The sequence below is a fragment of the Mesorhizobium sp. genome, assembly GCF_004963255.1.
Lineage (GTDB): Bacteria > Pseudomonadota > Alphaproteobacteria > Rhizobiales > Rhizobiaceae > Mesorhizobium.
Genome location: NZ_SUGA01000003.1, coordinates 106,928 through 131,956, shown reverse-complemented (window position 1 = coordinate 131,956; position 25,029 = coordinate 106,928). Strand labels below are relative to the sequence as shown.

At 63.8% G+C, this 25,029-nt stretch carries 24 protein-coding genes; 11 read left to right on the top strand and 13 right to left on the bottom strand.

Annotated features, from left to right (window positions below):
• The 7 genes from E5X34_RS05330 to E5X34_RS05300 form a co-directional block, all read right to left on the bottom strand.
• Nucleotides 1-606, bottom strand: coding sequence for a cytochrome c oxidase subunit 3 (locus tag E5X34_RS05330; RefSeq protein WP_292562002.1), 606 nt, complete (start codon nucleotides 604-606; stop codon nucleotides 1-3).
• The gene (gene ctaD, locus E5X34_RS05325) at nucleotides 603-2,579 is read right to left on the bottom strand and encodes a cytochrome c oxidase subunit I (protein ID WP_292562000.1); all 1,977 of its coding nucleotides are present in this window, start codon (nucleotides 2,577-2,579) and stop codon (nucleotides 603-605) included. The genes E5X34_RS05330 and ctaD overlap by 4 nt, the downstream gene beginning before the upstream one ends.
• On the bottom strand, nucleotides 2,576-3,589 hold the full coding sequence (gene coxB, locus E5X34_RS05320) for a cytochrome c oxidase subunit II (protein WP_292561998.1): 1,014 nt from the start codon (nucleotides 3,587-3,589) through the stop codon (nucleotides 2,576-2,578). Before coxB ends, ctaD begins: the two co-directional genes overlap by 4 nt.
• A complete protein-coding gene (locus tag E5X34_RS05315; RefSeq protein ID WP_292561997.1) occupies nucleotides 3,586-4,119 on the bottom strand; it encodes a c-type cytochrome in 534 nt (177 codons plus the stop codon). The genes coxB and E5X34_RS05315 overlap by 4 nt, the downstream gene beginning before the upstream one ends.
• Nucleotides 4,116-4,919 (bottom strand): substrate-binding domain-containing protein, encoded by an 804-nt coding sequence (locus E5X34_RS05310; protein WP_292562373.1) that lies wholly within the window; start codon nucleotides 4,917-4,919, stop codon nucleotides 4,116-4,118. Before E5X34_RS05310 ends, E5X34_RS05315 begins: the two co-directional genes overlap by 4 nt.
• Nucleotides 4,920-4,965: 46 nt before the next feature.
• Nucleotides 4,966-6,717: a methanol/ethanol family PQQ-dependent dehydrogenase gene (locus E5X34_RS05305; protein WP_292561996.1), complete on the bottom strand. Its 1,752-nt coding sequence runs from the start codon at nucleotides 6,715-6,717 to the stop codon at nucleotides 4,966-4,968.
• 119 nt (nucleotides 6,718-6,836) lie between these two features.
• Entirely contained in the window at nucleotides 6,837-7,559 is a 723-nt protein-coding gene (locus E5X34_RS05300; RefSeq protein WP_292109419.1) for a heme-binding protein, read from the bottom strand.
• Nucleotides 7,560-7,947: 388 nt separating this feature from the next.
• Between E5X34_RS05300 and E5X34_RS05295 the strand changes: the two genes are divergently transcribed.
• Nucleotides 7,948-9,000: a hypothetical protein gene (locus tag E5X34_RS05295; RefSeq protein ID WP_292561994.1), complete on the top strand. Its 1,053-nt coding sequence runs from the start codon at nucleotides 7,948-7,950 to the stop codon at nucleotides 8,998-9,000.
• A gap of 6 nt (nucleotides 9,001-9,006) precedes the next feature.
• Here the strand turns inward: E5X34_RS05295 and E5X34_RS05290 are convergent, their stop codons facing one another.
• The gene (locus E5X34_RS05290) at nucleotides 9,007-9,282 is read right to left on the bottom strand and encodes a helix-turn-helix transcriptional regulator (protein WP_292561993.1); all 276 of its coding nucleotides are present in this window, start codon (nucleotides 9,280-9,282) and stop codon (nucleotides 9,007-9,009) included.
• An 86-nt stretch (nucleotides 9,283-9,368) separates the two neighbouring features.
• Here E5X34_RS05290 and E5X34_RS05285 point away from each other — a divergent pair, with 86 nt between their 5' ends.
• Nucleotides 9,369-9,575 (top strand): hypothetical protein, encoded by a 207-nt coding sequence (locus E5X34_RS05285; protein WP_292561991.1) that lies wholly within the window; start codon nucleotides 9,369-9,371, stop codon nucleotides 9,573-9,575.
• A gap of 416 nt (nucleotides 9,576-9,991) precedes the next feature.
• Here the strand turns inward: E5X34_RS05285 and E5X34_RS05280 are convergent, their stop codons facing one another.
• From E5X34_RS05280 to E5X34_RS05260, 5 genes are all read right to left on the bottom strand, one after another.
• Nucleotides 9,992-10,273: a hypothetical protein gene (locus E5X34_RS05280; protein ID WP_127864175.1), complete on the bottom strand. Its 282-nt coding sequence runs from the start codon at nucleotides 10,271-10,273 to the stop codon at nucleotides 9,992-9,994.
• Between the two features lie 198 nt (nucleotides 10,274-10,471).
• Complete coding sequence (locus E5X34_RS05275; RefSeq protein ID WP_292561986.1) at nucleotides 10,472-10,705, bottom strand: hypothetical protein; 234 nt, start codon at nucleotides 10,703-10,705, stop codon at nucleotides 10,472-10,474.
• A 566-nt stretch (nucleotides 10,706-11,271) separates the two neighbouring features.
• Nucleotides 11,272-13,200 carry a (Fe-S)-binding protein gene (locus tag E5X34_RS05270; protein WP_292561983.1) on the bottom strand — a complete coding sequence of 643 codons (1,929 nt, stop codon included), beginning with the start codon at nucleotides 13,198-13,200 and terminating at the stop codon, nucleotides 11,272-11,274.
• Nucleotides 13,200-14,168 carry an electron transfer flavoprotein subunit alpha/FixB family protein gene (locus tag E5X34_RS05265; RefSeq protein WP_292561980.1) on the bottom strand — a complete coding sequence of 323 codons (969 nt, stop codon included), beginning with the start codon at nucleotides 14,166-14,168 and terminating at the stop codon, nucleotides 13,200-13,202. The genes E5X34_RS05270 and E5X34_RS05265 overlap by 1 nt, the downstream gene beginning before the upstream one ends.
• A gap of 3 nt (nucleotides 14,169-14,171) precedes the next feature.
• Nucleotides 14,172-14,936 carry a hypothetical protein gene (locus E5X34_RS05260; protein ID WP_292561977.1) on the bottom strand — a complete coding sequence of 255 codons (765 nt, stop codon included), beginning with the start codon at nucleotides 14,934-14,936 and terminating at the stop codon, nucleotides 14,172-14,174.
• Nucleotides 14,937-15,228: 292 nt separating this feature from the next.
• Between E5X34_RS05260 and E5X34_RS05255 the strand changes: the two genes are divergently transcribed.
• The 9 genes from E5X34_RS05255 to E5X34_RS05215 all read left to right on the top strand — a co-directional run bounded on the left by E5X34_RS05255 (nucleotide 15,229) and on the right by E5X34_RS05215 (nucleotide 24,978).
• Nucleotides 15,229-16,434 (top strand): substrate-binding domain-containing protein, encoded by a 1,206-nt coding sequence (locus E5X34_RS05255; RefSeq protein ID WP_292561974.1) that lies wholly within the window; start codon nucleotides 15,229-15,231, stop codon nucleotides 16,432-16,434.
• Between the two features lie 74 nt (nucleotides 16,435-16,508).
• On the top strand, nucleotides 16,509-18,047 hold the full coding sequence (locus E5X34_RS05250) for a sugar ABC transporter ATP-binding protein (protein WP_292561971.1): 1,539 nt from the start codon (nucleotides 16,509-16,511) through the stop codon (nucleotides 18,045-18,047).
• Complete coding sequence (locus E5X34_RS05245) at nucleotides 18,044-18,997, top strand: ABC transporter permease (protein ID WP_292561969.1); 954 nt, start codon at nucleotides 18,044-18,046, stop codon at nucleotides 18,995-18,997. The genes E5X34_RS05250 and E5X34_RS05245 overlap by 4 nt, the downstream gene beginning before the upstream one ends.
• Nucleotides 18,997-19,965: an ABC transporter permease gene (locus E5X34_RS05240; RefSeq protein WP_292561965.1), complete on the top strand. Its 969-nt coding sequence runs from the start codon at nucleotides 18,997-18,999 to the stop codon at nucleotides 19,963-19,965. Before E5X34_RS05245 ends, E5X34_RS05240 begins: the two co-directional genes overlap by 1 nt.
• Before the next feature lie 31 nt (nucleotides 19,966-19,996).
• Nucleotides 19,997-21,670, top strand: coding sequence for a GMC family oxidoreductase (locus E5X34_RS05235; protein ID WP_292561962.1), 1,674 nt, complete (start codon nucleotides 19,997-19,999; stop codon nucleotides 21,668-21,670).
• Between the two features lies 1 nt (nucleotide 21,671).
• Nucleotides 21,672-22,079 carry a hypothetical protein gene (locus E5X34_RS05230; RefSeq protein ID WP_292561959.1) on the top strand — a complete coding sequence of 136 codons (408 nt, stop codon included), beginning with the start codon at nucleotides 21,672-21,674 and terminating at the stop codon, nucleotides 22,077-22,079.
• Between the two features lie 33 nt (nucleotides 22,080-22,112).
• The gene (locus E5X34_RS05225) at nucleotides 22,113-22,490 is read left to right on the top strand and encodes a carboxymuconolactone decarboxylase family protein (RefSeq protein WP_040985791.1); all 378 of its coding nucleotides are present in this window, start codon (nucleotides 22,113-22,115) and stop codon (nucleotides 22,488-22,490) included.
• Nucleotides 22,487-23,986, top strand: coding sequence for an aldehyde dehydrogenase (locus E5X34_RS05220; RefSeq protein ID WP_292561956.1), 1,500 nt, complete (start codon nucleotides 22,487-22,489; stop codon nucleotides 23,984-23,986). The genes E5X34_RS05225 and E5X34_RS05220 overlap by 4 nt, the downstream gene beginning before the upstream one ends.
• A gap of 77 nt (nucleotides 23,987-24,063) precedes the next feature.
• Nucleotides 24,064-24,978: an SMP-30/gluconolactonase/LRE family protein gene (locus tag E5X34_RS05215; RefSeq protein WP_292561953.1), complete on the top strand. Its 915-nt coding sequence runs from the start codon at nucleotides 24,064-24,066 to the stop codon at nucleotides 24,976-24,978.
• The last annotated feature ends 51 nt before the right edge of the window (nucleotides 24,979-25,029 follow it).

Sequence of the window (25,029 nt, the reverse complement as noted above, 5' to 3'; positions counted from 1 at the left end):
TCAGCCTAACCTCGGTAGCCAGTAGATGAGGAGGTAGATCGGAATCCAGGTGAGGACCACGAAATCCCAGTAGAAGACATTGTCGCCGACATCGCCGAAGCGACGGCCGCTGTAGCCATGGTGGGTGAACATCAACACCGTCAGGACAATCGTGTCGCCGACATCGGTGATCAGATGCGTGGTGTGGAGACCAAGCAGCACCCAGATCATCGAGCCGTAGGCGTTCGTATCCCAGTAGATGTTCAGCGCCGGAAACTCGAACCAGCGCACGACAAGAGGCGCGAGGCCGAGCAGCGACATCACCACCATTCCGATCCGCACGGGCCGCATGGCGCATCGCTTGGCATAGGTGTTGAGGATGTGGTTGGGCACCAGGCTGGCGATGAGAAGTAGCGTCACGATCGTTCCCGGCCAATGATTGGGCTGCGGAGCGCTCAGGCGCCAGTTGGGCCATAAGGTAACGAGGTAGAGGTAGGCGCCGGCGGCCAGCGCGAAGCCCATGCCTTCCAGCGCCATGAAGCCAAGCGTGCCCCACCAGGTCGGGCTGCGCGGGCCATGCCCAAAGGTCGGGAGGCCGGAAAGATCGAGGGCGGGACGCTGGTTCATTCCTCGTCCTCCGGATCGCCCTTCGGCCAGAACCAGCCGACCAAGGTGACGGCGATCGGCGCGGCGCCCCAGACGATCGCCCAGGGCGTGAAGATCGAGTAGAGGAAGGTGGCCCCGACGGCGATCGCCGCCAGCAGCGGCCAGATCGACGGCGTCGCCGATTTTTCGCGAATGTCGGGATGGGCTTCCGCCACCGTCGAGATGATGAGTTCGCGCGCGTCGACGCGAAGCCCGGAGGCGACAGGGAGCGCCCCGCGCTCGGCCCAGAGCGGCTCGACATTGGTCACGACCGGAATGCGGGCGAAATTATAGCTGGGCGGTGGCGAGGACGTCGCCCATTCAAGCGTGCCGGCATCCCAGGGATTGTCGCCCGCGGGCGTTCCGCGCAATGCGCCATGAACGAGGTTGAACGCAAACAGCACGAAGCTCAGGAAGAAGAGCACCGCGCCGGCGCTGATGAAGAGATTGATGTTCCCCCAGCCGAGCTCGGCCGGATAGGTGTAGACCCTGCGCGGCATGCCCCACAGGCCGACGATGTGCATGGGGAAGAATGCCGCGTTGAAGCCGATCATCGCCAGCCAGAAATGCCAGCGTCCGAGGCGCTCGCTCATCATGCGGCCGGTGATCTTGGGAAACCATAAATAGGCGGCTCCGAGCAGCGGGAAGACCGAGCCGCCGATCAGCACATAGTGGAAATGGGCGACGACGAAATAGGTGTCGTGCACCTGCAGGTCGAGCGGCACGGAGGCGAGCATGACGCCGGTAAGACCGCCGATGACGAAGGTGAAGAAGAAGCCGAAGACGAACAGCAGCGGCGTGCGGATCACCGGCCTGCCGTCCCACAGAGTGGCCAGCCAGCAGAAGATCTGAACGCCGTTGGGGATGGCGATCAACATGCTGGACGCGGTGAAGAAGCTCGCGCCGAGCTTCGGCAGCCCGGTTGCGAACATGTGGTGGACCCAGAGGCCGAACGACAGGAAGCCGACCGCGATCAGCGACAGGACCAGCCCGAGATGACCGAAGGCCGGGCGGCGGGCGAAAGCGGGAATGATAGCCGAGACCATGCCGGTGGCCGGCAGGAAGATGATGTAGACTTCGGGATGGCCGAAAAACCAGAACAGATGCTGGAACAGCAGTACGTCGCCGCCTTCGGCCGGGTTGAAGATATGCGTGCCGACGAGCCGGTCGAGGATCAGGAAGGTCGAGGTGATCATCACCGCCGGCATGGCGAAAACGACGACGAAGGACGTGACCAGGAGCGCCCAGACATAGAGCGGGATCTTGTCGAGTGACATGCCGGGTGCGCGCTGTTTCAGCACGGTCACGATGGTCGCGACGGCTACGGCCAGTGAGGACACTTCGGTATAGGTGATCATCTGCGCCCAGACGTCGGCGCGCTTGCCCGGACCGAACTCCGGCCCTGACAGCGGCACATAGGCGAACCAGCCGACATCCGGCGCCATCGCGAGGGCGAAGGACACCCAGGCGAAGAGGCCGCCTGAGAGATAGACCCAATAACCGAACGCGTTGAGGCGGGGGAAGGCGATGTTGCGGGTGCCGACCATCAGCGGCACCAGGTAGATGCCAGTTGCCTGTACTATGGGCACGGCGAACAGAAACATCATGGTGACGCCATGCATCGTGAACAGCTGGTTGTAGAGGTCCGGGCCTATCAGGCCACGCTGTGGGCCCGAGAGCTGAATGCGCATGGCCACGGCATTAAGCCCGCCCAGACACAGAAACAGGAACGCGGTGATGAGGTAGCGGCGTGCGATCACCTTATGATCGACGCTCGACAGCGCGCCGATGATGCCGGGGGGCGTGCGCCACGTCCGCGCCAGCCAGCGGTGCAGGCTGACATCGTCCATGCCGGTGTCGCGCGGGCCGTCACGCTCGGGGGCGATATCGCCTTTGGTCGACGCTTCGCGCTCCGGCGGCAGATCGCGTTCGCTGGTGAGATCCGCGCTGCTCATTTCAGCCCCTCGAGATAGGCGACGATGGCGTTGAGTTCGTCGCCACTCAGATCGACCACCGGCATGTGCGAGCCGGGCTTCACGCCCTGTGGGTCGGCGATCCAGGCGGCGAGGTTGCCTCGGCTCATCGTCAATGTCCCGGCCGCGAGCGTCTGCCGGCTGGCGACATGGGTGAGATCCGGCGCAACCGTTCCGCCCGCCGGCGTGCCGCCAATCTTGTGACACATCACGCAAGGGCGTTTCAGGAAGAGGTTCTCGCCGGCCTTGGCCTCGTCGCCCGTTGGAGCGGCGGCCGGCTGCAACTGATCGTTCCACCAGGCATCGAACTTCGCGCGCGGCTCGGCGATGATGAAGGTGCCCATATTCGCGTGCTGCGCGCCGCAGAACTCAGCGCATTGGCCTCGGTAGACGCCTGGCTTGTCGGCCTTGATATCGAGCACATTCATTCGGCCGGGAATGAGGTCTAGCTTGCCGGAAAGGCTCGGCACCCAGAAGGAATGGATAACGTCGGTCGAGGTGAGAAGAAGCCGCACGGGTTCGCCGGCGGGAATATGGATCTCGTTCGCCGTGGTCAGGATGCGGCTCGGCGTGGCGTCTTCGTAGCGCACTTCCCACCACCATTGATGGCCGGTGACGCGAATGGTCAGCGCGGCATCCGAGCCGATCGCGGCAAGCGTCCTGTTGGCGAAGAAGCTGAGCAAGGTTAGCCCGACCAGGATCACGGCGGTCAGCCCGACGGCGACCATCACCACGCGCAGCTTGCGGCTGTCGGCGCCGGCGTCCAGCGCAAGCGGCTCGGCATGTTGCCGCGAGCGCATCATCAACGGCACGGCAAGGGCGGCCATCACCAGCACCCACACCACCGCGCACAGGCCGGTGAAGAACCAGATCAGCCATGCCAGCTCGCTCGCCGCCGGACCTTTCGGGTCGAGCGCCGATTGCCAGCCTGCGCATCCCTGAAGAAACAGGGCGATTGCCGTTGCGAACGCAATCGAGGCGAGGCGTTTCACGGCGACTTCCCCAGCGTGGCGGCATCCGGCATGCGGTTTTCGGACGGATGCGCCATCATGTCGTCATTGCGCGAGGGCGCGGCGGAGGAGGGCGCGTTGCCGCTAAGCGAGCGAACGAAGGCCGCAAGCTCCCAGATCTGGTCGTCCGGGATCTTGTCGCGGAAGCTCGGCATCCCGTTCGGACGGCCGTCGCGGATCGTGGCATGGATGCTTTCCATCGAGCTGCCATAGATCCACTTTTCGTCCATCAGCGCGGGGCCCATGCCGCCGCCGCCATTGGCGTGGCATCCCGAACAGTTGAACCAGCCGAACAGGCGCTTGCCTTCGCTCAGATGAAAGGCATTGGCCTCGAAGCTTGCCGCTTTGTTGTCCGTGGGGGAGGGGCGCTGCCCGCCGGGTTCCAGCGTTGTCACCGGCGTCGGCTGCTCGCCGGAGCCGAACGCGGATTGCGGGCGCGTGTCCCGCTCCTCGCGTTGGCAGGCAGCGAGGGCCAGCGAGGCGAGCAGGAGCGGCAGGACGAACGGCCTCATCGTACCGGGCTCCCTGAGGCATCGAGGCGCGGCACACCATATTGAGCCAGCAAGGCGTCTATTTCCGCCTTGTGCCTTGCCAAAGCGCCGTTCACATCGCCACGCAGCGCATCGTCCTCGCGCCGCACGCCCATGGAGATGTCGTAAATCATAGGCAGCTGCGGCCCGTCTATGCGCGGCGTGACCGGCGCTATACGCAGCGGCACCTTCTGCTTCTGGGCGAAATAGCCGGCGAGCGGACCCCAGACCACGGCGACGTCGATCTCGCCGCTCGCCACCGCGTCGACGATGCGCGCCGGCGGATTGGGAGCGGCGTAGTCGCCATAGACGGGGTAGCCAACGAGATGCCCGACGATGCCACGGCGGCCAAGCGCCTGGACTGGAGGCGAGTTGGCGCCGTCGTCGCCGATGAGCTGAACGCCGATGCGCAGGCCGCGCAGCCGCGGGTCGTTGAAGGAGGTCACATCCGGACTGTCCTGGCGGGTCACGAAGACATAGGACGACCGGTAATAGGGCGTGGTGGTGCGCAGCATTTCGAGATTGGCCGGCGTGCCGGGCACAAGATCGCAAAGCCCGGCCTTCAGCGTGTTGCGCACGAAGCCACGGCGCTGCGCCCACCAGGTGTAGGTCAGCTTGGCGCCGAGATCGGCAGCAATGATTTGCGCGATCCTGTTCTCGAAGCCCTGGCCGGCCGCGTTGGAAAAGGGCAAGTTGTTCGGGTCGGCGCAGACCCTGAGCTCACGAGGGCCAGCCGTCGCCGGCAGGATCAGCAAGGCGAGCGCGGCGATGCCGAGCGCCATGCGCGTGAGCAGCTTCTCGGCCACGCCGTGGATCAAGCCGAATGCATCAGGGCAGACGGAACACATAAAGCGTGCCTCCCGCCGTGGTCGCGTTCTTCAGGTCCTTCATCGCATTGACGAAACCGAGCGCGGCGGTGGCATCGCGCGGGTCGAGGTCGCCCGACACGATGGCGCCCGCCCAGCCGCCGACGCCGGACAGTATGGCGACATACTGGTGCCCGTCCGGGCCGCGATAGGTGATGGGTTGGCCGATGATACCGGACGAGGTCTTGAACTGCCAGAGCAGGTCGCCGGTCTTGGCGCTCACCGCTTTGAACCAGCCTTCCATCGTCCCATAGAAAACCACGTCGCCGGCGGTCACGACCGCACCGCTCCACACCGGGAAATTCTCCTTGAGGCTCCAGGCTGGTTTCTCGGCGGCGATATCCCAGGCGGTGAAGGCGCCGCGATTGCCGCCCGGCCCGGGGATCATGCGCACGTTCATTCCGACATAGGGCGTGCCGGCGATGTAGTTCACCTCGACGCCTTCTTCGTCCATGCACAGATTGTTGTGCGGGATGTAGAGCAGGCCGGTCCTCGGCGAAAAGGCCGAAGGCTGCCAGTCCTTGAGGCCCGACGCGGTCGGACAGATGTCGCGGACGACTTTACCGGTACCCGTCAGCTTGTCCGGGTTTTCCGTCAATCTGCCGGTCTTGAGGTCCACGCCTTTGCTGGAGTTGACGGGGCCATAAGGTTTTGCAGACAGGACCTCGCCGGTGGCGCGGTCAAGGACGTAGAGATAGCCGTTGCGTTCCGGGCGGACCAGAACCTTGCGCGGCTTGCCCTGCCAGTTCATGTCGAGCAGGACCTGCTCATTGATGCCGTCATAGTCGTGGAGGTCGTGCGGGCTCCATTGATAGAACCATTTCGCCGCTCCGGTGTCGGGGTCGCGCGCGAAGATTCCCGACGTCCATTTGTTGTCGCCGGGCCGCAGGTCGGGATTCCACGGGCCGGGATTGCCGGTGCCGTGGAAGATCAGGTTGAGGTCGGGATCGTAGGAAATCCAGCCCCACATGTTGCCGCCGCCGATCTTCCACGCCTCAGGCGGCCATGTCGTGACGCCGAGGTCCTTGCCCTTGTCCATGTCGTAATGCGGCTTGAAGTCGGGTCCGATCAGGACGTCCTTGTCGGGCCCGGTATTGTAAGCCGTCCAGACGACGTGGCCGTCGCCGGCGTCGAGCGCCTTGACCCAGCCGCGCACGCCCATCTCGCCGCCGGAATTGCCGACCAGCACTTTGCCTTTCACCACGAGCGGCGCCATGGTGATGGTCTCGCCGATATTGATGTTGCCGATATGAGCGTTCCAGATTGGCTGGCCGCTGGTTGCATCGAGTGCGATGGTGTGGCCGTCGAGCGTGTTGAAGAAGATGCGCCCGTCCGCGAAGGCCGCGCCACGGTTGACGACGTCGCAGCACGCTACCCCTTGCGCGGCCGGCTCGGGGTTGGGCTCGTATTTCCATTTCATCGGCGCGCCGGGCTTGGAGAGGTCGAGCGCGTAGACGATGTTCGGAAAGGGCGTGACGATATACATCGTGTTGCCGACGACCAGCGGCGCCGCTTCCTGGCCCTTGTTCACTCCGGTCGAGAAGGTGAAGGCGACCTGCAGGTTCTTGACGTTGCCTTCGTTGATTTCCGTGAGCTCGCTAAAGCGCGTCGAGGCGTAGTTCTTGGCCGGCATCGTCCATTGCCCGTTATCGGGCGGCGCGGCCGCGGCAGGCGGAGAGATCGCAGGTGCTGGCGGAGGCTGTGAAGCGGCCATCAGCAACGTAGCGCAGGCCAGCAGCAGGGTCGTAAGGATGCTTGGAGAATATCTTCGGAGTGCCGACGGGTAGCCGGCCAGTGAGGCGTGATCCTTGGATCGTACTGGGTGTGCTTGCTTCATTTGGGCGTCGAACCTCCGACGCCGGAACCGATTTCCGCTGCAATGTCGGCCTCGTGGCCGGCGCAAAGCGGATGCCCCCAGCCGGAGGCGCTTTTCCCGCCGGGATCGAGATCGTAAATGATGGCGTCCTTTCGGTTGGGATTGACGCCCGCCGGGACCTTGTCGAAGCCGAGGGCTGCGCGCACGCGCCAGGCGATATTGTGATCGGCGCAGGAGGAATCGCCGCTGACACCGAGGCCGCCGACAATTGTTTTGCCGTCGTACAGAGCCAGGCCCCCGCCAAACACGACGACGCCTCCGATCGGCTTGCCGATCAGCGGGTCACTGGCGCTGCCAAACGTCTTGGGGTCGCCCGCGTAAGCCGCTGCTTCGTTGACTGGGTTGGTCGCCTGCAGGCCGAACAGCGGCCCGCCGGGCTGCACCCCGGCATAGAGGTTGGCTGTCGAAAGCGCCATGTTCGCCAGGCTAAGCCCATTGGCCGTGTTCGCTTTCTCGGCCGCGATCAGCCGGCTGCCCGGCCACTGCGCATCAACCGTGGGTCCACTGAAGGCGACCGCGCAGACGGTGCCGTCGCGAGCTACGATCGCGGCCCATTCATTGGTCTCGAAGCCGCCATTCGCGGGGCCGCCGCTCGCCTTGACATTGGCCTTCAAGGCCGAGAGCAGCTTGTCGTGATCGGCCGGGCAGGGCGCCTGGGCCCGAGCAGTGCCTTGCTGCATCGAGCCAAACGCCAAGACAAGGAACCCAAGAGCTAGTGACGTAAGCTGACGACGAGCCATGATCAGAAAACGCTTGTTGATGTAGACCGAACTGGCAATCGGCTGCTTTGTTCCTCGAACATGGGGAGGTTTGCAGCTGGTGAGGTTGGCTGGCCTGGGCGGCCAGACCGGGGGGAATCGGATGGAGCCGAGGCCGCAGCAGATCGCTTCGTCCCATCATGGCTGTTTGATACGCACGCCTGTTTGTAACTGTCGCCGGTTGCGATCTTGCCGGCTCCGGGGCTGAGACGAGTGATCGGCGACTCGGAGAGCTTCCGCTTTCCCGCGAGTCCGGTCCAGTGAGAGACTAGTATTTCTGAACGCAAGTCCGATCTGGCCGTTACAGGAGATGCTCGTCGATATCGTGCAATTCGTCGTCGGAACCCTCGTGGTCTGGTTCACGCTTCGCGATGTCTTTGACACCGTCGTTGTGCCCGGCGAGAGCCGGGCGTCCCTGCGTCTTGCAAGCCGGATGGTGTTCGCCGGCTTGTTCGGACTGCGCCATACGCGCAGGCCCGGCGCTGCCATTCCGGCGGCGTTCGCGCCTTTCGTGCTTGTAGCGTCCTTCACCGGCTGGATGCTGCTTCTCATTTTCGGTTTCGGGCTGATGGTGGCTGCGCTGAGCGGTTGGTACCGGCCCGCGGTCCCGACTTTCTCCCAGGCGGTATTCGTCGCGGGAAGCAGCCTGGTCACTGTCGGCCTTAGCGAGACGGACGCCACCGGTCCTTCCCGTTGGGTCAACATCGCGGCGGGATTCTGCGGCCTGTCCGTTATGACGATGGCCGTCACCTACCTGCTTCAGGTGCAGACCAGCATCGGCAGGCGCGACTCCGGCATCCTGAAGATCACCACCGCGTCAGGCGATCCGCCATCCGCGGTCGCGCTGCTGGAACGCTATGCTTCACTCGGTTGCAAGGATGAGCTGGAGCAGGTGCTCGTAAAGGGCAGGGACTGGTGCGCCGAGGTCCTGCAGAGCCATGCATCGCACCCGTTCCTGATCTATTTCCGATCCCTGGAAACGGGTGCGGGGTGGCCTGCCACTCTCGCCGCGTTGTTGGACCTTGCTGCCGTCATCGAGGCGATCGATGAGCCCAGACTGCGCGGCAAGGCTATCCTGCTGCGTGAGGAAGGCACCCACCTTGCAGACGAGCTGAGCAAGTTGCTTCGGCTCGACATCGACCGCCCGACAACCGATAGAGAGGTCCTGCAGCAGGTCCTGGAACGTGCGGCCAGGGCAGGCTACGGAACGCCAAAGCCGCATGGCTTGGGACGACTGGCATCGCTCAGGGAACGCTATGCCCCAACAGTCGAGGCATTGTCGCGTCATCTGGGCAGTCCGCCTGCGCCCCTTCTGCCGAACGACCGCAGCTTGTCACGCAAAGAACTGGCGCAGCTTCCTTGACCTTGGTCACATTTCGCTGTTGCCGATTATCCCGGCTTCGCCTTCGGCGAGATTGGTGACGTGCGGAGCCTTCGAAGCGTGCAATCGAACGACAGGCTTGCCGGAGCTGTCCTGTCCAAAGAACGCGACGCCGGCGGCCTGCAATACCTGGCGCATGGCAAGCAGTTTTTCCGCCGAGGGCATCCGGCCCCCGCGCTCGAATTCGCGAATGCTTGCTTCGCTCAAATCGCATTTTGCCCCAAGCCGTACCCGGGGCCAGTTCAACAAGGCCCTGGCTGCCATTACCTGCTCTGGCGTTAGAGGAGCCACCAAACATCTCCACTGCTTCTTGATCGTATCTCGAACTGAAAGTTCAAGAACATGTTCCCTTGCCCGCAAAAAGCGCAGGCGAAATGCTCCTCGGACCGCTGCCTCTTGGAACAATGATGATCACCTTTCGTTCGGTGGCGATGAAACAGCTTCTTTCAGACTTCGCGGCAATGGCGCAGCCGGGTTATTGGATTGCCCTCGGTCTTCTCTTCATCCCTTATGGAGTGGGCGCTTTTTTCCTCGTGAGGATTTGCCACTGCATGTGACTGCGTGCGTGATGCGACATGAGCCCGGGCCTCACGTTGGTTGGCGGGTTTTCTTGTTGCAACTCGGAACAAGCTGCAGGTTGCCATGTTGGGAAGGTCTGCGACTGTCCCCCTCAAGCGGTCGCAGAATGGTGGAAACACCGGCCCGCGTCCTTGCCGAGGGGCGCGGGTTTCCCTTTTCAGGCACGCCGGAACCAGCCGGGATGGTTGGCGGTTCCTCCCCCTCAAAACCGGAGAACGAGTACATGCTTAGATTTCTGATCGCCCTCGGTGCGGTGTATGCTGCCTTCAGACTTGGCAGGGATGTCGGACGCGGTGAGGCTCGGATGTTGTTCAGTGGCCCGGTGGACTACGAGCGGCGGCTATCAGCACGGAGCCGGGAGGAACTCGGCCTTTAGACAAAGTGAATCGGCATCTTATGGTTGGAGCAAGGCGCCGCCGTATTGTGCCCATAGCCGGTCGCAGTCCCATTTTCTCAGGCTCGGCTTTCCCTGCAATCCGTAGAGGACCATCGCACCGCGAACATCGTAGCCCAGCACTGACGCGTTAGCGACAAACTGGATAGCATGTCCCAAGCTGAGGGTGCTGAACCTGGCTTCGGTTTTGGTGGTGAGATCAATGACACCAAAGATTTCCGCATCCCTCCCTCTGCCGGCCAAAACAGCCGACGAGATCGCATCGTCCACGGCAAGGAGCATAGCAAAGTCCCCGTAAGCGCTTCCTAACTTTGGCGCGTGGAATTGGTTCCGCGTCCGGCACGGAATATCGTTGCAGGGAATGAATTGGCGAGACCCGCGATCGAAGACCGGCACCGGATAGAAAGCGCTACCGTTGGTGTTGCACAAGCAGCGTGGTGCGGAACGCTTAACAAACCTCGCTTCTGCGGGTTCTTTCGGTCAATGGGCTGCCTTCTTTTTGGCTGGCGCCTTGGGCTGCCCCGACTTGCCCTTTGAGGCAGCGTCTTTCGAGTGGGCCGACATCGCCGGAGCGGCACCAGTCTTCTTGGCGGCTGACGATCCAGCAGACGCTCTTTTCGGAGCGTCACTCTTCGGCGCAGCTTTTCTTTTACGCGCCTTTTTCGGTTCTTTCTTCGACGAGAAAATGCCGGTGATGCTCTCAATGATGGACATTGGCTGGCCCTCTGTTGAAACCGACCAACAATTCCGACCGGCCAGGAATTGTTCCATTGTTGATTCAGTTGCACCCAATGGAACAGAAACCACTCGGTGGGTTTTCTTAGATACGCAACCAGCGATAGCGTTCTCAGGTCCCAAACGGGACGCTGACCACCTCGACGTTTCGCAATGCCATGGCGGACTAAAGCGGATTCTTGGCAGTCTGTTACGCAGATTAAGGTCGCTTCGATCTGGAAGCACTTCATGAATGATCTGACTGTATGGGATCATCGATCTATTAGGAAGTTTGCTGGCGGAGAGAGTGGGATTCGAATTCCTGCTTAAACCATTGTAATTATTGGAATTTTGTTATCGCTGGTTACCCGGTTTGTTACACAGCCACGGATGACCGCTTTGCGCCTGCTACTGATGTTAGGCGCAGTCCCTGCAGCCTGAAAGCGGACGTTGTGAGCCACACAGCTAGCAGACTTGCCCAAAGTTCATCCCGACTACGTGGCACTTCCCGTTTCCGGCATTGAGCGGTGCCGGAATGCCGGCTCCGCCATCAAACCAGAAAACCATCAGGCACTAGGTGCCTCGCGCAGGTTGATCAATTCGGCCACGTCGAGGATCCTCAAACTGCTTGCCACGCCAAGCGCGTCGGTGGCGGCGGTGTACATGACCTTGTCCTTGGGACAGGCGACGACGAAGGTCCCGACGCCCAGGCCGAGCGCCTCGCGGATGCGGTTTTCGCTGGGGCGTTCCTTGACGCCGTCGTCGCTCTGCCAGATGCGGCCGCCGCCGGCACCGCAGCAGAAGGAATTCTCGCGGCAGCGCGCCATGTCGTGCAGTGTATAGCCTGCTGCCCTGATCAGGTCGCGGGGCGCATCGAAGCCGCCATTGTAGCGGCCGAGATAGCAGGGATCGTGATAGGTCACTGTGGCCCCGTCGGCCGGGGCGATATCAAGCCTGCCCGCCGCCACCAGTTCGGCAAGCAGCGCCGTGTAGTGAAGCACCTCGAACGCGCCGCCAAAATGGCGGTAGTCGTTCTTCAGCGCGTTGAGGCTGTGCGGATCCGTGGTGACGATGCGGTTGAAGGTGCAGGCGCGGATCGCGTCGATGTTGGATTGGGCAAGCGTTTCGAACAGGCCTTCCTCGCCGGCGCGCCTCACGTCGTTGCCGCTGTTGCGCTCGGCATCGAAGAGAATGCCGAAATCGACACCGGCTGCCGTGAAGAGTTCGGCGACCTTGCGAGTCACGTCCTGGACGCGCGGGTCGTAGGATGCGTAGTCACCCACGAACCACAAGACGTCGACCGGTTCACTGCGCGCGTCCTTGACCGGGAAGCCGAGCTCCTTGGTCCAGCGCGCGCGCATCTTGGACGGTTTGCCCATCGAGTTCCCTAGACGCGTGAGGTTGGTCAGCGCGTCCTGGAGCATGGGGCTGACACGGCCTTCGTCGACAAGATGGCGCCGCATGTCGATGATCTTGGGCAGATGCTCGATCTCGACCGGACAGGCCTCTATGCAGGCGCGGCAGGTCGTGCAGGCCCAGAGCGTCTCTTCGGCGATCACGCCGCCGACCAGAGGAGTTGACGCGTCGTTCGCCAGCGCGTCGCGCATATCGGTGATAAGCATCTTGGGGCTGAGAGGCAGGCCCGAGGCATAGGCCGGGCAGACCGCTTGGCAGCGCCCGCATTCGGTGCAGGACAATAGGTCGAGCTGCTGCTTCCAGTCGAACTGGGCGAGCGAAGCCACGCCCGGAGTCTCGCGTTCGGGAGGCACGGCGGGCGCGGTCCCCACCGGTTCGAGGTTGCGAAAATAGATGTTCGGCGCGGCCAGGAACATGTGCCGGTGCTTCGAGCCCGGAATATAGATCAGGAAGGCGAGGATGGCGCCGATATGGATCCAATAAGCGATCCGCTCTGTCGGACGGGCCGGAACGCTCAAGGCGCGAAGCAGATCGGCGATTAGCGACGCGACCGGTCGCCATGATCCGTCGGCGCCGCCGACGATCCGCGCTCCGGCCTCGACCAGCAGGGATGAGACGATGAGCAGGATGAGCACATAGATGATCGCAGCGTCCGATCCGCTCGATCCCCTGAACCGCGCCGGCTTGAGCACGTAGCGCTGGTAGACGGCCAGCCCGAGGCCCGCCAGCATCAGCACCGCGAACAAATCCTGGAGCAAGGCGATCCAGCTGTCGCCGCCGATCGGCGCCAGAGAAAAGCCGGGGAACAAGCGTGAGCCGAACGCCTCGATCGTCACGGTGAACAGCACAAAGAACGAAACGAAGATCAGCGCGTGCAGGATTCCCGACAGCGGCTTGCGCAGCATCTTGCGATGTAGGCCGATCGCGATGGCGACGCCTTCAAGGCGGCGCCAGGGCTGATCGAAGCGGCTTGCGCCCGGCGCCTGCGCCAGCGCGGCAATGTAGCGGCGGGAGCGCCAAGCCGTCAGCGCGACGGCCGCCAGCGTGACGATCCATAGTACTGGCGTTTCGCTCGTCATCAGCGGCTGGACGCCGCCTGCAGCCGCTCGCTCAGATTGGCAACGAGATCGAACAGGTCGCAGGTCGCGCCGAAATGCGCGACGTTGAAGATCGGCGCCTTGGGGTCGGTGTTCACGGCGATGATGAGATCGGACTTCGACATGCCTTCGAGATGCTCCGGGGCGCCGGAAACGCCGAGCGCCAGATAGAGCTTCGGTTTGACCTTCTGGCCAGACTTGCCGACCTGCCGCGCCTTGGGCAGCCAGCCGCTATCCACCACCGGACGGCTGCCGGCGATCTCCGCGCCAAGGATATCCGCGAGCCCGCGCGCTATGTCGATGCTGGCCTCGTCGCCGATGCCGCGGCCGACGCAGACGATCCGCTCGGCCGTCGTAAGATCGACGCTGTCATAGCTGGGAACATCGACGCCGATGAGGCGGACCTTGCCTTCGGCCACGATGGCCGCGGCGTCGCGATGTTGCACCTTGGATGCATCGACGTCGCGCCGTTCCGCCTCGGCGAAGGCGCCGGGATTGATCATCAAAATGGCCGGCAGGGGCACGCTGCATTCGGCGAGGATCTTGCCGCCATAGACCTGCGCGACAACGGTCAGCCGGTCATCATCGCGGATAATCTCGTTGACATAGGAGACCAGCGGCCAACCGGTGCGCGCCGCGAGATCACCCGCGACGTCGAGCCCATTGGCGGAATAAGGCACCAGCACCAGGCCGGGCTCTTCGGCTGCAACGGCATCTGCCAGCAGCCGCGCGTAGGGATCGGCGGCGATAAGCTGGGAGTTGCCGGCGCTCGCCGCGATGAGCCTATCCGCTACGCCTAGGCTCGCGATCGCGGGCTCCGGATCCTGGCCGGCGAAGAACGCCACAACCTCGTCGCCGGCCGTGCCGGCCGCGCGCGCGGCTGTGATCATTTCCAGCGAAAGGGGCTCGAGCTTGCCGAACGAGCCTTCCGTGCAGGCGACAATCCGCATCGCTCAAACCCCCGCAAAGCCTTTGGCCGCCAGGATATTGGCCAGCCTTTCGGCGACATTTTCGGGATTGTCTCCCAGATTTTCACCGGTGCCGCGCTGTCCAGGCAATCTCAGTGCGACGATCTCGGCCGATCGTTCGAACCCGGCAGGTTCGGACGGCGCCTTGCCTATGGCTGTCTTCGACGCCTCTCGCAGCTTGCTGCCCGAAACATAGCGCGGCGCCTTGGAGGCGGTCTGCACGCCGATCACTGCCGGCAGCGCAATCTCGTAGGTCGCGGCGATGCCGCCGCCGCGCTCCTGCGTCACGCGTAGGGCCGAGCCGTCCGCGCCGAGCCTGCTCGACCCGGAGACATGCGGCCAGCTGAGCAGGGCGCCGGCATAGGGCACGAGCTGGCCGAACAGATCCTCGGTCGACTGGACGCCGCACAGGACGAGATCGGCGGCCTTCGAGCGGGCGAGCGCGACGATCGAACCGGCAATCGCGCGCGAGTCGATCATGCCATCGCCTTCAGCTTCGAGCGCGATCGCCTCGTCCGCGCCGCGGGCAACCGCCATTTGCAGCACGCGGTTGCTGCCCTCGCCGATGGCGACGGCCACGACCGTCGCGCCAGCGGCTTCCTTCAGCAGGATCGCCTCCTCCAGCGCATGGTCGTCGAAATCGTTGAGCTGGAAATCCAGCCATTCGCGGTCGATGCCGCGTCCGTCGCTCGTCAGTTCGAGCTCGCCCGCGGAATCCGGAATCATTCGTAGCACAACGAGAATTTTCAAGCGTCGATCCTCCCCGGGCGTATCTCAGCCTCCCGGTACCTGCGGCCTATTAGATCGCAACCATTGCCGCGCCCAATCGAGAAAATCGTAATAGCAGCTATTACAACTCAGGTGATTGACCTTCGCGGCGATGCGTCCGCTAATTCGAAGCGTTGGGAGGCTTGGGCAATCGGCTGTCGCTGGGCGCTCTGTATTTTTTCGGAATAAGTTGCGAAATATACAATAAATTATCGAGTTTTTACTTGGGGTAGGAACAATCGGCATCCGAAAAGGTGCCTAGGAGGAGGAAAATATGACTATAAAGGGCATCTTGGATCAAAAAATATCTCGAGCGAGCTTCATCCGCAAAGCGCCTGCCGCTTTGGCGGCCGCCGGGGCGGTCTCGACCCTGGGGCTCGGCGCGACGGCCCCCGCCGCGGCAGAGGAAACCAAGCCGGGCTATTACGGCGTGCCGCGGACCTGGATCTGGAATCCGAACGCCAACGCGATGGTCGACACTTCGAAGTGGAAGAAGGAGGGGCCTTATACGATCGGCTTCTCCAACGCCTCGATATCCAATGCCTGGCGCGTGGCCTTCCAGCACGGCGTGTTCTGGGCGGCCGGCCAGCATCGCGACGAGATTGCGCATCTTCTGGCGACCGACGCCAATGACGATCCCTCCAAGCAGATCGCCGACATCCAGGACCTGATCAGCCAGGGCGTCGACGTCTTGCTGATCGCCGCCGCGACGGAAGACGCGTTGGACTCCGTCGTCGGCCGCGCCATGGAGCAGGGCATTCCCGTCATCATGGTCGACCGCAAGGTGAAGACGGCAAGCAACTACATCACCTACATCACCGCCTCGGACTGGGCGCTCGGTCGCCTCGAAGCCCTGTGGCTGTGCGAGACGCTCGGCGGAAAGGGCAACATCGTCATGCTGCCCGGCATCGCCGGCTCGAGCGTCGCCGAAATCCGCATCAAGGCGAATGAGGAGGTGTTCGGGAAGTTCCCCGGCATCAAGGTGCTGGAGAAGCAATATTGCGACTGGAATCCCGCGACCGGCAAATCGGTTATGGCCGCACTCATCCAGAAGCACGGCAAGGAGATCAATGGCGTCCTGGCCGACAGCGCGCTGCAGGGCTCCGGCGCGATCCAGGCTTTCCTCGCGGCCGGCTACAAGGACGGCGAAATTCCGCCGATGACCGGCGGCGACATCGCCTTGATGTATCAGCTGGCCTCGCAGCACAACATCAAGATGGTCGGCATCGACTATCCGACCTCGATGGGCATCACCGGGATCGAGACCGTGCTCGACGTCATGAAGGGCATCCCGGTTCCCGAGAAGGTCGAGGTCAGTTTCAATGTGGTGACCTCGCCCGGAGCCGACACGGTTTCGGTCAAGGGCGACCGGCATCTTCTCGACCATGTCAGCATGAGTGACCCGGGCGACCTGTCGCCGAGCAATGGCTTGCCGGCGGGGTACAACCCGAGCACGTTCAAGCCGGATTATCCGAAGTAAGCCTCCCAGCCTACCAGGGTGTGCGTTCCTTCGGGCGCACACCCTGGTGTAACCGGAATTCGAGCATCGGATAAATGGTCACTCCCGTCATCGAGCTCAATCGCATCGAGAAGGAGTATCCGGGCGTAAAACCCCTGGACAAGGTGGATTTTGCCGTTCGTCCCGGCGAGATCCATGCTCTTCTTGGCGAAAACGGCGCGGGAAAATCCACGCTCATCCGCGTCATGGGCGGCGCCATCAAACCGAATGGCGGCAGCATGACCTATCTGGGCAAGCCGGTTTCCTGGCAGTCGCCCAAGCAGGCGCGCGCGGCTGGCATCCACGTTATCCATCAGGAACTCGCTCTTTTTCCGGAGCTTTCGGTCGCCGAGAACATCCTGATCGACGGGCAGCCGCGCAATGGCCTGGGGCTGATCTCCAGCCGTGCCCGCCATGCGCGGGCAGCCGAGATCCTGTCACAGCTCGGCGTGAAGATCTCTACCCATGCCAAGATCGACGAATTGCCACTTGCCGACCAGCAGATGGTCGAGATCGCCAAGGCGCTGGTCGGCGAGGTGAGGCTCCTCGTGCTCGACGAGCCGACGGCCGTGATCTCCGGCCACGAGGTCGATCTCCTGTTCGACAACATGCGGCGCCTGAAGCGCGAAGGAGTCGGCATCGTCTATGTCTCGCACCGGCTGGAAGAGATCTTCGAGATCGCCGACCGCGTAACGATCCTGAAGGATGGACAAGTGGCGGGTACTGGTCCTGTCGGCGACCTGACACGCGATGAGATGATCACCAAGATGGTCGGACGCCGCCTCGAGCAGATCTATCCGCCGCGCCGCAAGGCGCCGGCCAGCGGGCCGGACATCCTGAAGGTGAGCAACCTTCGCGCCGGCCACCGCGTGCGCGATGTCAGCATCTCAGTCAGGCCGGGCGAGGTCGTCGGCATCGCCGGCATGGTCGGGTCTGGCCGCACCGAAGTGGCGGAGGTCATCTTCGGCACGCGCGACCTCGACGGCGGCACGATCGAGTTCGAGGGCAAGCGCCTCGACCGGCGCATGCCGCGCGAGGCGATCCGCAACGGTCTCGGTTTCCTGACCGAGAACCGCAAGGACGAGGGGCTGTTCCTCGGCCTGCCGATCTCCGCGAACGTCATGGCGCCCGATCTGGCGGGCATCACCAGACGAGGGCTGATCGACCGGCGCGGCGAACGCGACATCGCGCTCGAGCAAATACGCAACTTCGCGGTGGCCGCGCCTTCCCCCGAGGTCAAGGTCGGCAATCTTTCCGGCGGCAATCAGCAGAAGGTGCTTTTCGGCCGCTGGTCGCGCATCGCCCGCAAGCTGCTCATTCTCGACGAGCCGACACGCGGCGTCGACATCGGCGCCAAGGTCGAGATCTACCGTATCGTCCGCAGCCTGGCGGAGCAGGGTGTGGGCATCCTCATGATCAGCTCCGAGCTGCCGGAGATCATCGGTCTGTCGGATCGCATCTTCGTGATGTCGCAGGGCCATGTCGCGGGCGAGATCGATGGCGCGTCCGCCACCGAGGAGGCGATCATGGATCTCGCGGTGCGCTCGGTCGACCGGCGCGAGGGCAAGGCGGCCCGGCTGGAGCAGGTCGCATGAGCGCTGTCGTCGCCGAGTTCCGCCGCAACCGGCTCTCGTTGTCCTATGTCATCGTGGTGGCGTTGCTCATCCTGCTCGTTGTGGCGGGTGGCTTCCTGTCCGATCGGTTCCTCACCTGGCGCAATTTCGGCAACCTATTCCAGCAACTTGTCGTGCTGGGCATGGTCAGCCTCGGCCAGACATTCGTGGTGCTGCTCGGCGGCATCGATCTTGCGGTCGGCTCGCTGGTCAGCGCATCGACCGTCTTCATCGCGCATTTCCTCGAATGGCGGCCGGACTTGCTCTGGCTGGCTCTGCCGCTCGCCCTGATCGCCGCGACGGCGATCGGCGCGCTCAACGGCCTTCTCACCATCGTGCTGCGCGTCCATCCGCTGATCGTGACGCTCGGCATGTCGTCGATCATCTTCGGCGGCACGCTGATGTACAACAAGGAGCCGGGCGGATCCGTCCCGCGTGGCCTCGCCGACTTCTCCTACGCCAAGCTGTGGGGCATCCCGGTGACGGCGATCGTCCTTGTGGCGGTCTTCGCGCTTGCCGGGCTCTGGCTGCAGCGCTCGCGCTCGGGCCGCAGCATCTACTTCGTCGGCGGCGACCGCGAGGCAGCGCGGCTGAACGGCCTGCCGGTGAACCGCATCGTGGTGATGGCCTATGCGCTGTCCGGCCTGTGCGCCGGGCTGGCGGCGATCTTCCTGACCGCCCGCACCGGTGTCGGCGATCCGCGCATCGGCGCCGCCTTGACGCTGCAATCGATCACGCCGGTGGTTGTCGGCGGCACCATTCTCGCCGGCGGGCGCGGCGGCGTCCTGGGCACGCTGCTCGGCGTGCTCCTGGTGACGATGCTCAACAACTTGCTCAACTTCCTCAACGTGTCTTCCTATTACCAGTGGGTGATCCAGGGCCTGATCATCATCATCGCCGTCAGCATCCACACCACGAGGCGGAGGCAGTGATGGCACCGCTGGAGACGCCGCTGCCCCGGTCGCGAGGCATGTCCGTCGCCTCGGTTTTCGAGCGCTATGGATTGATCGTCTTCCTCCTCGCGCTGCTGCTGGTCGCGGCAGCGCTTTCGCCCACTTTCCTGCAGCCAGCCAACCTGGTTAACGTGCTCACCATCGCGGCCCCGCTCGGCATGGTGGTGGTCGGCCAGACCTTCGTCATCCTGGTGCGCGGACTTGACCTGTCGGTCGCCTCGCTGATGGCGACGGTGGCCGTGCTTGCAACCGCCTTCAAGGCGACGACCAATGACGCGATCCCTCTGATCTTCGTGGCGGCGATCGCCTTCTCCGCCGTCGTCGGCCTCGTCAACGGCTGGCTGGTCGCCAAGCGCAACGTCAGTCCGTTCCTTGCCACGCTCGCCATGATGATCATCCTGCAGGGCGTCCGCTTTGCCTATACGGGCGGCGCGCCAATCAGCACGCTGCCGCCGGGCATGGGCTTTCTCGCGTCCGGCCGCATCCTCGGCATCCCGGTCAACCTCATCACCCTGGCGTTGCTGGCCATCGTTTTCGGTGTCGTGCTGCACCGGTCGCGTCTCGGGCGCGAGATATTCATGGTGGGCAGCAATCCCAAGGCGGCGTTCCTCAACGGCGTCGCGCCCGATCGCGTGATCATCTTCTGCTACGTCATCTGCTCGGTCTGCGCCGGCATAGGTGGGCTGTTCCTGCTCGGCTATGTCGGGACGGTCTCCAACTGGGTCGGCCAAGGCTACGAGCTCGACTCGATCGTCGCGGCGGTCATGGGCGGCGTCGCGCTGACAGGCGGACGCGGCAACATCTTTGCCGCGCTGGTCGGTGTCGCGGTCCTGGTCGTCATCAACAATCTGGTGCTTTTGCTGGGCTTTCCGATCGAGATGCAGCTCATCATCAAGGGCATTATCATCATAGGCGCGGCTGCGTTCTACCGCACAAGGCTCGCATGAGCCGGTCGCCAGCCACCGAGGGAGGTAGCAAATGAATGTCGAGAGCCTAAGCGAACGCGGCGCCCGCGCGCGGCGCGACGAGGAAGTGGATGTCGCCATCGTCGGCGCCGGGCCTTCCGGCTCGGTCGCAGCGCTCCATCTCGCGCGTGCCGGTTTCTCCGTGGTCGTGCTGGAGCAGGGCGAATGGCCCGAATACAACGACTACACCGGCGCGCGGCCCGAGCACGAGCTGGTCAGCACCAAGCTTTGGCATCCCAACCCCAATGTGCGCGACAACCCGAATGATTATCCGGTCGACACCTCGACCACGGACATCAACCCGCTGATGTTTGCCGGCGTCGGCGGCAGTGCCACGCTCTACGGCGCGCAATGGATGCATTTCCTGCCCTCCGATTTCCGCGTCCGCTCGCTCGACGGGGTGGCCGAGGACTGGCCGTTTTCCTATGAGGACCTGTTGCCCTACCAGCTCGAGATCGAGCGCGAGGTCGGAGTGTCCGGCCTTGCCGGCGACCCGGCGTTTCCGCCGCGCGGACCATATCCTTTCCCGGCGCTGCCGATCGGTTCGGTGGGCCTGCGCGGCGCGCTCGGCATGGAGCGCATGGGCTGGCACTGGTGGCCGGGCAGCAATGCGATACCGTCCGAAAAATTCGGCGAGTTGAACGCCTGCGTGCGGCGCGGCACCTGTCTCACTGGCTGCCCCGAAGGCGCGAAGTCGACCACCGACCGTTCGCACTGGCCGCTTGCGCTGAAGGCCGGCGCCCGGCTCGTTACCCGCGCTCGCGTCAAGGAGGTCGAGACCAACGAGCAGGGGCTCGCCACCGGCGTCGTCTATGTCGACGCCAATGGCCGCGACCGGCGCCAGCGCGCCAAGGTCGTCATCCTGTGCGCCAATGGCGTCGGCACGCCGCGGCTGCTGTTGATGTCGGGCGGGGCGAAGCACCCGGACGGGCTGGCTAACTCATCCGGCATGGTCGGCAAACGGCTGATGATGCATCCCTTCGCCAGCATCCTTGCCTCGTACACGGATCCGCTTGACTCCTGGCGCGGTCCGTTCGGCCAGCAGGTCTATTCGCTTGAATTCTACGAAACCGACGAGCGGCGCGGCTTCGTGCGCGGATCGAAATGGAACTGCATGCCATCGGGCGGTCCGGTCGGCGTCTCGGGCGCCATCGGCTCCAAGGTCTATGTCGCCGAGGAAGGCCGCTTCCAGGATTTCTGGGGCGCCAACCTGCACGAGAACGTCGCCCGCCGCTTCGGTCACTCACTGATCTGGGGCATTGTCGGCGAGGATCTGCCGGAAGAGGAGAACCAGGTGGTGCTGTCCAAGGACCTCGTCGATTCCGACGGCCTGCCGGCGCCGCAGATCATCTACAAGGTCAACGAGAACTCGAACCGCCTGCTTCAGTTCAACATCGACCGCTGCCTGGAATCGGTGCGCGCCGCCGGCGCCATCGAGACGCTCGTTTCCACGCCGGTGCGCGAGTCGGGCTGGCACCTGATCGGCACGACCGTGATGGGCGACGATCCGAAGCGCTCGGTGGTCGACCAGTGGGGCGCCTGCCATGACGTGCCCAACCTCTACATCATGGACGCCTCGACCTTCCCGACCTCCGGGGCCACGAATCCGACCGCGACGATCATGGCGGTGGCGCTGCGCAACACGCGTCGCATGATCGCGGAACGGCGCAACCAGAAGGTGGCCTGAGATGAGCAAGGACAAGACTTTCCTCGCCCTCGCGGATTTCCTCATTCCGGCCCATGGCGAGATGCCGGCATTCGGTTCGGTCTGCAGCTTCGCCGACGCCGAAAAGGCGCTCGATTTTCGTGTCGATCTGAAGGAAGGATTCCATCGCGGGCTCGACGCCGACCTCGCGTCGAGCGCGGAAGCGCATCTCGAACGGCTCAACAAGGAAGACGGCGCCGCCTTCTCGGCCGTCACGACGATCGCCATCTGCACCTATTACATGAACCCGCGCGTGCGCGAGCTGCTCGGCTATCCGGGCCAGGAAAGCGTGCTGTACGATTCCAAGGCCACCCAGATCTACCTCACCGACGGCTCGCTCGGCCATGTGCTGGCGCGCGGTCGCAAATATCGGCCGACACCCGGCCTCTGATCCCTCCCAAGCAGACCAGAAAGGAATAACCCCATGGGTAAGGACATGTTCGACAAGGGCTTCGAGATCCGCAAGGCGGTGCTCGGCGCCGAATTCGTGGAGAAATCCTTCGCCAGCGCCGACGACTTCAACCGGCCGATGCAGGAGCTGGTGACCGAATATTGCTGGGGCGCCGTATGGGGCCGCGAGACGCTCGACCGCAAGACGCGCAGCATGCTGAACCTTGCCATGCTCGCTTCGCTCAACCGGCCGCACGAATTGAAGATGCACGTCAAGGGCGCGATCCGCAACGGCGTCACCAAGGACGAGATCCGCGAGGTGCTGCTGCAGGTCGCGATCTATGCCGGCGTGCCGGCTGGCGTCGACGCCTTCCGCAATGCCCGCGAGGCCCTGCAGGAAATCGGCGCATGATCCAGCGTCCGCCGCTCGCCGAGGACAAGCTTGCCATGCTGATCGGCGGCCGCTGGGCCGCCGCGGCGTCGGGCGAGTATTTCGAGTCCTTCGATCCGTTCACCGGCAAGGCCTGGGCGCTTGTTCCGCGCGCAGGCATCGCCGATGTCGATGCGGCCGTCGAGGCCGCCTCACAGGCCTTCCGGGGGGAATGGCGGTCGATGACGGCGAGCGCGCGCGGCCAGATCATGGCGCGCTTTGCCGACCTCGTCGCCGAGGAGGCGGAAAACCTCGCCGTCCTCGAGACAAGGGACAACGGCAAGCTGATCAACGAAATGCGGATGCAGTGCAAATACATCCCGCAATGGTTCCGCTTCTTCGGCGGGCTGGCCGACAAGATCGAGGGGCGCGTCATCCCGATCGATAAGCCCGGCGTCTTCAACTACACCAAGCTCGAGCCTCTGGGGGTCGTGACGGCCATCACGCCATGGAACTCGCCGCTGATGCTGGCGACCTGGAAGCTGGCGCCGGCGCTGGCTGCCGGCAACACCGTGGTGTGGAAGCCTTCTGAATTCTCGTCGGTCTCGGCGCTCTTCTTCGGCAGACTGTTCGAGAAGGCTGGCTTCCCGAAAGGCGTCGTCAACATCATCACCGGCTTCGGCCACGAGATCGGCGATCGCATGGTCACGCATCCGGGAGTGGCGAAAGTCGCCTTCACCGGTGGCGACGCCACCGGACGGCGCGTCTACCAGGCCGCGGCAGGCGGCCTGAAGAAGGTGACGCTGGAGCTTGGCGGCAAGTCGGCCAACATCGTCTTCGCCGACGCCAAGCTGGAGGCTGCGATCCCCGGCCTGGTCTCGGGCATTTTCGCGGCGACCGGCCAGACCTGCATCGCCGGCTCGCGCGCGCTGGTGCAGCGCTCCGTCTACGATCAGGTGGTCGAAAAGCTGGTCGCGTTCGCGAAGACCGCGAGGATCGGCGATCCGCTTGACCCGGACACGCAGGTCGGGCCGATCACGACGCTTCCCCAGCGCAAGAAGGTCCTCGACTATATCGGCATCGCCCGGGACGAGGGCGCTTTGCAACTGCTCGGCGGCAAGGTGCCCGAGGACAAGGCGATTGCCGATGGCTGGTTCGTCGAGCCGACCATTTTCGGCAATGTCAGCCAGTCGATGCGCATCGCCCAGGAAGAGGTGTTCGGCCCGGTCCTTTCGATCATCCCGTTCGAGGACGAGGATGAAGCCGTCGCCATCGCCAATGACAGCATCTACGGCCTCGCCGCCGGATTGTGGACACAGGACATAGGCCGCGGCATCCGGCTGCCGGACCGGTTAGAAGCCGGCATCGTCTGGGTCAACATGTACCGCGCGACGAGCTATCTCTCGCCCTTCGGCGGCTACAAGCAGTCGGGCTTCGGCCGCGAGAACGGCCGCACGGCCATCTACGAATATCTTCAGGAAAAGAGTGTGTGGATCGACGCCGGGAACTCCATCCCGGCGCCGTTCGTCCAGCGCTGAAGATTGGCACCGGACGGTCCCGCCGTCCGGTGCACCAAGCCAGACCCTCGCCATCCGCCCATAAGCGAGAACCACCGATGTCCTGCTACGAGATCATCGACCCGCGCTTCGGCGACCTTATCGATCCGGTCGCCTTCCTCGAAACGCTGCACACTGGCAACCGCTGGGCGGAAGGGCCGGTCTATTTCGCCGACCTGCGCACGCTGGTCTGGAGCGACATTCCCAATGACCGCATGCTGCGCTGGGACGAGGAGACCGGCGCGGTTTCGCTGTTCCGCGGCAATGTCGCCAATCCGAACGGCAGCACCCGCGACCGCGAAGGCAGGCTCGTCACCTGCATGCAGGGCGAACGCCGCGTCGTGCGCACCGAATGGGACGGCTCGATCACCGTGCTTGCGGACGCCTTCGAGGGAAGGCGGCTCAACTCGCCGAACGACGTGGTGGTCAAGTCGGACGGCAGCATCTGGTTCACCGATCCGAATTACGGCATCATCTCCGACTATGTCGGGCGCCGGGCCGACCAGGAGCAGCCCGGTTGCCGCGTCTACCGCATCGATCCGCAATCCGGTCGCATCACCGTTGTCGCCGACGATTTCTCGATGCCCAACGGCCTTGCCTTCTCGCCCGACGAGAAGAAGCTCTACATCGCCGATTCCGGCTATCTGACCGACCGCAGCGCGCCGCACCACGTCAGGTCGTTTGACGTTGCCGGAGACAGGCTGGTAAATTCGCGCGTGTTCGCCGAAATATCGCCGGGCATTCCGGACGGGTTCCGGGTCGATATTGCCGGCAACCTCTGGATCAGCGCCTGGGACGGCGTCCAGTGCCACACTCCGGCTGGTGAATTGATCGGCAAGATCCTGGTGCCGGAAATGGTGGCGAACGTCGCATTTGGCGGTGCGCGGCACAATCGGCTCTTCATCACGGCGACGACTTCGGTCTATGCCGTGTTCCTGAACGTGCGCGGCCTGAAATATCCGTTCCGCACGTAGGGTCAAAGGCTTCGGGCAAAGCACCGCCCGGCGGCGGGTTGGGTGGTTTGA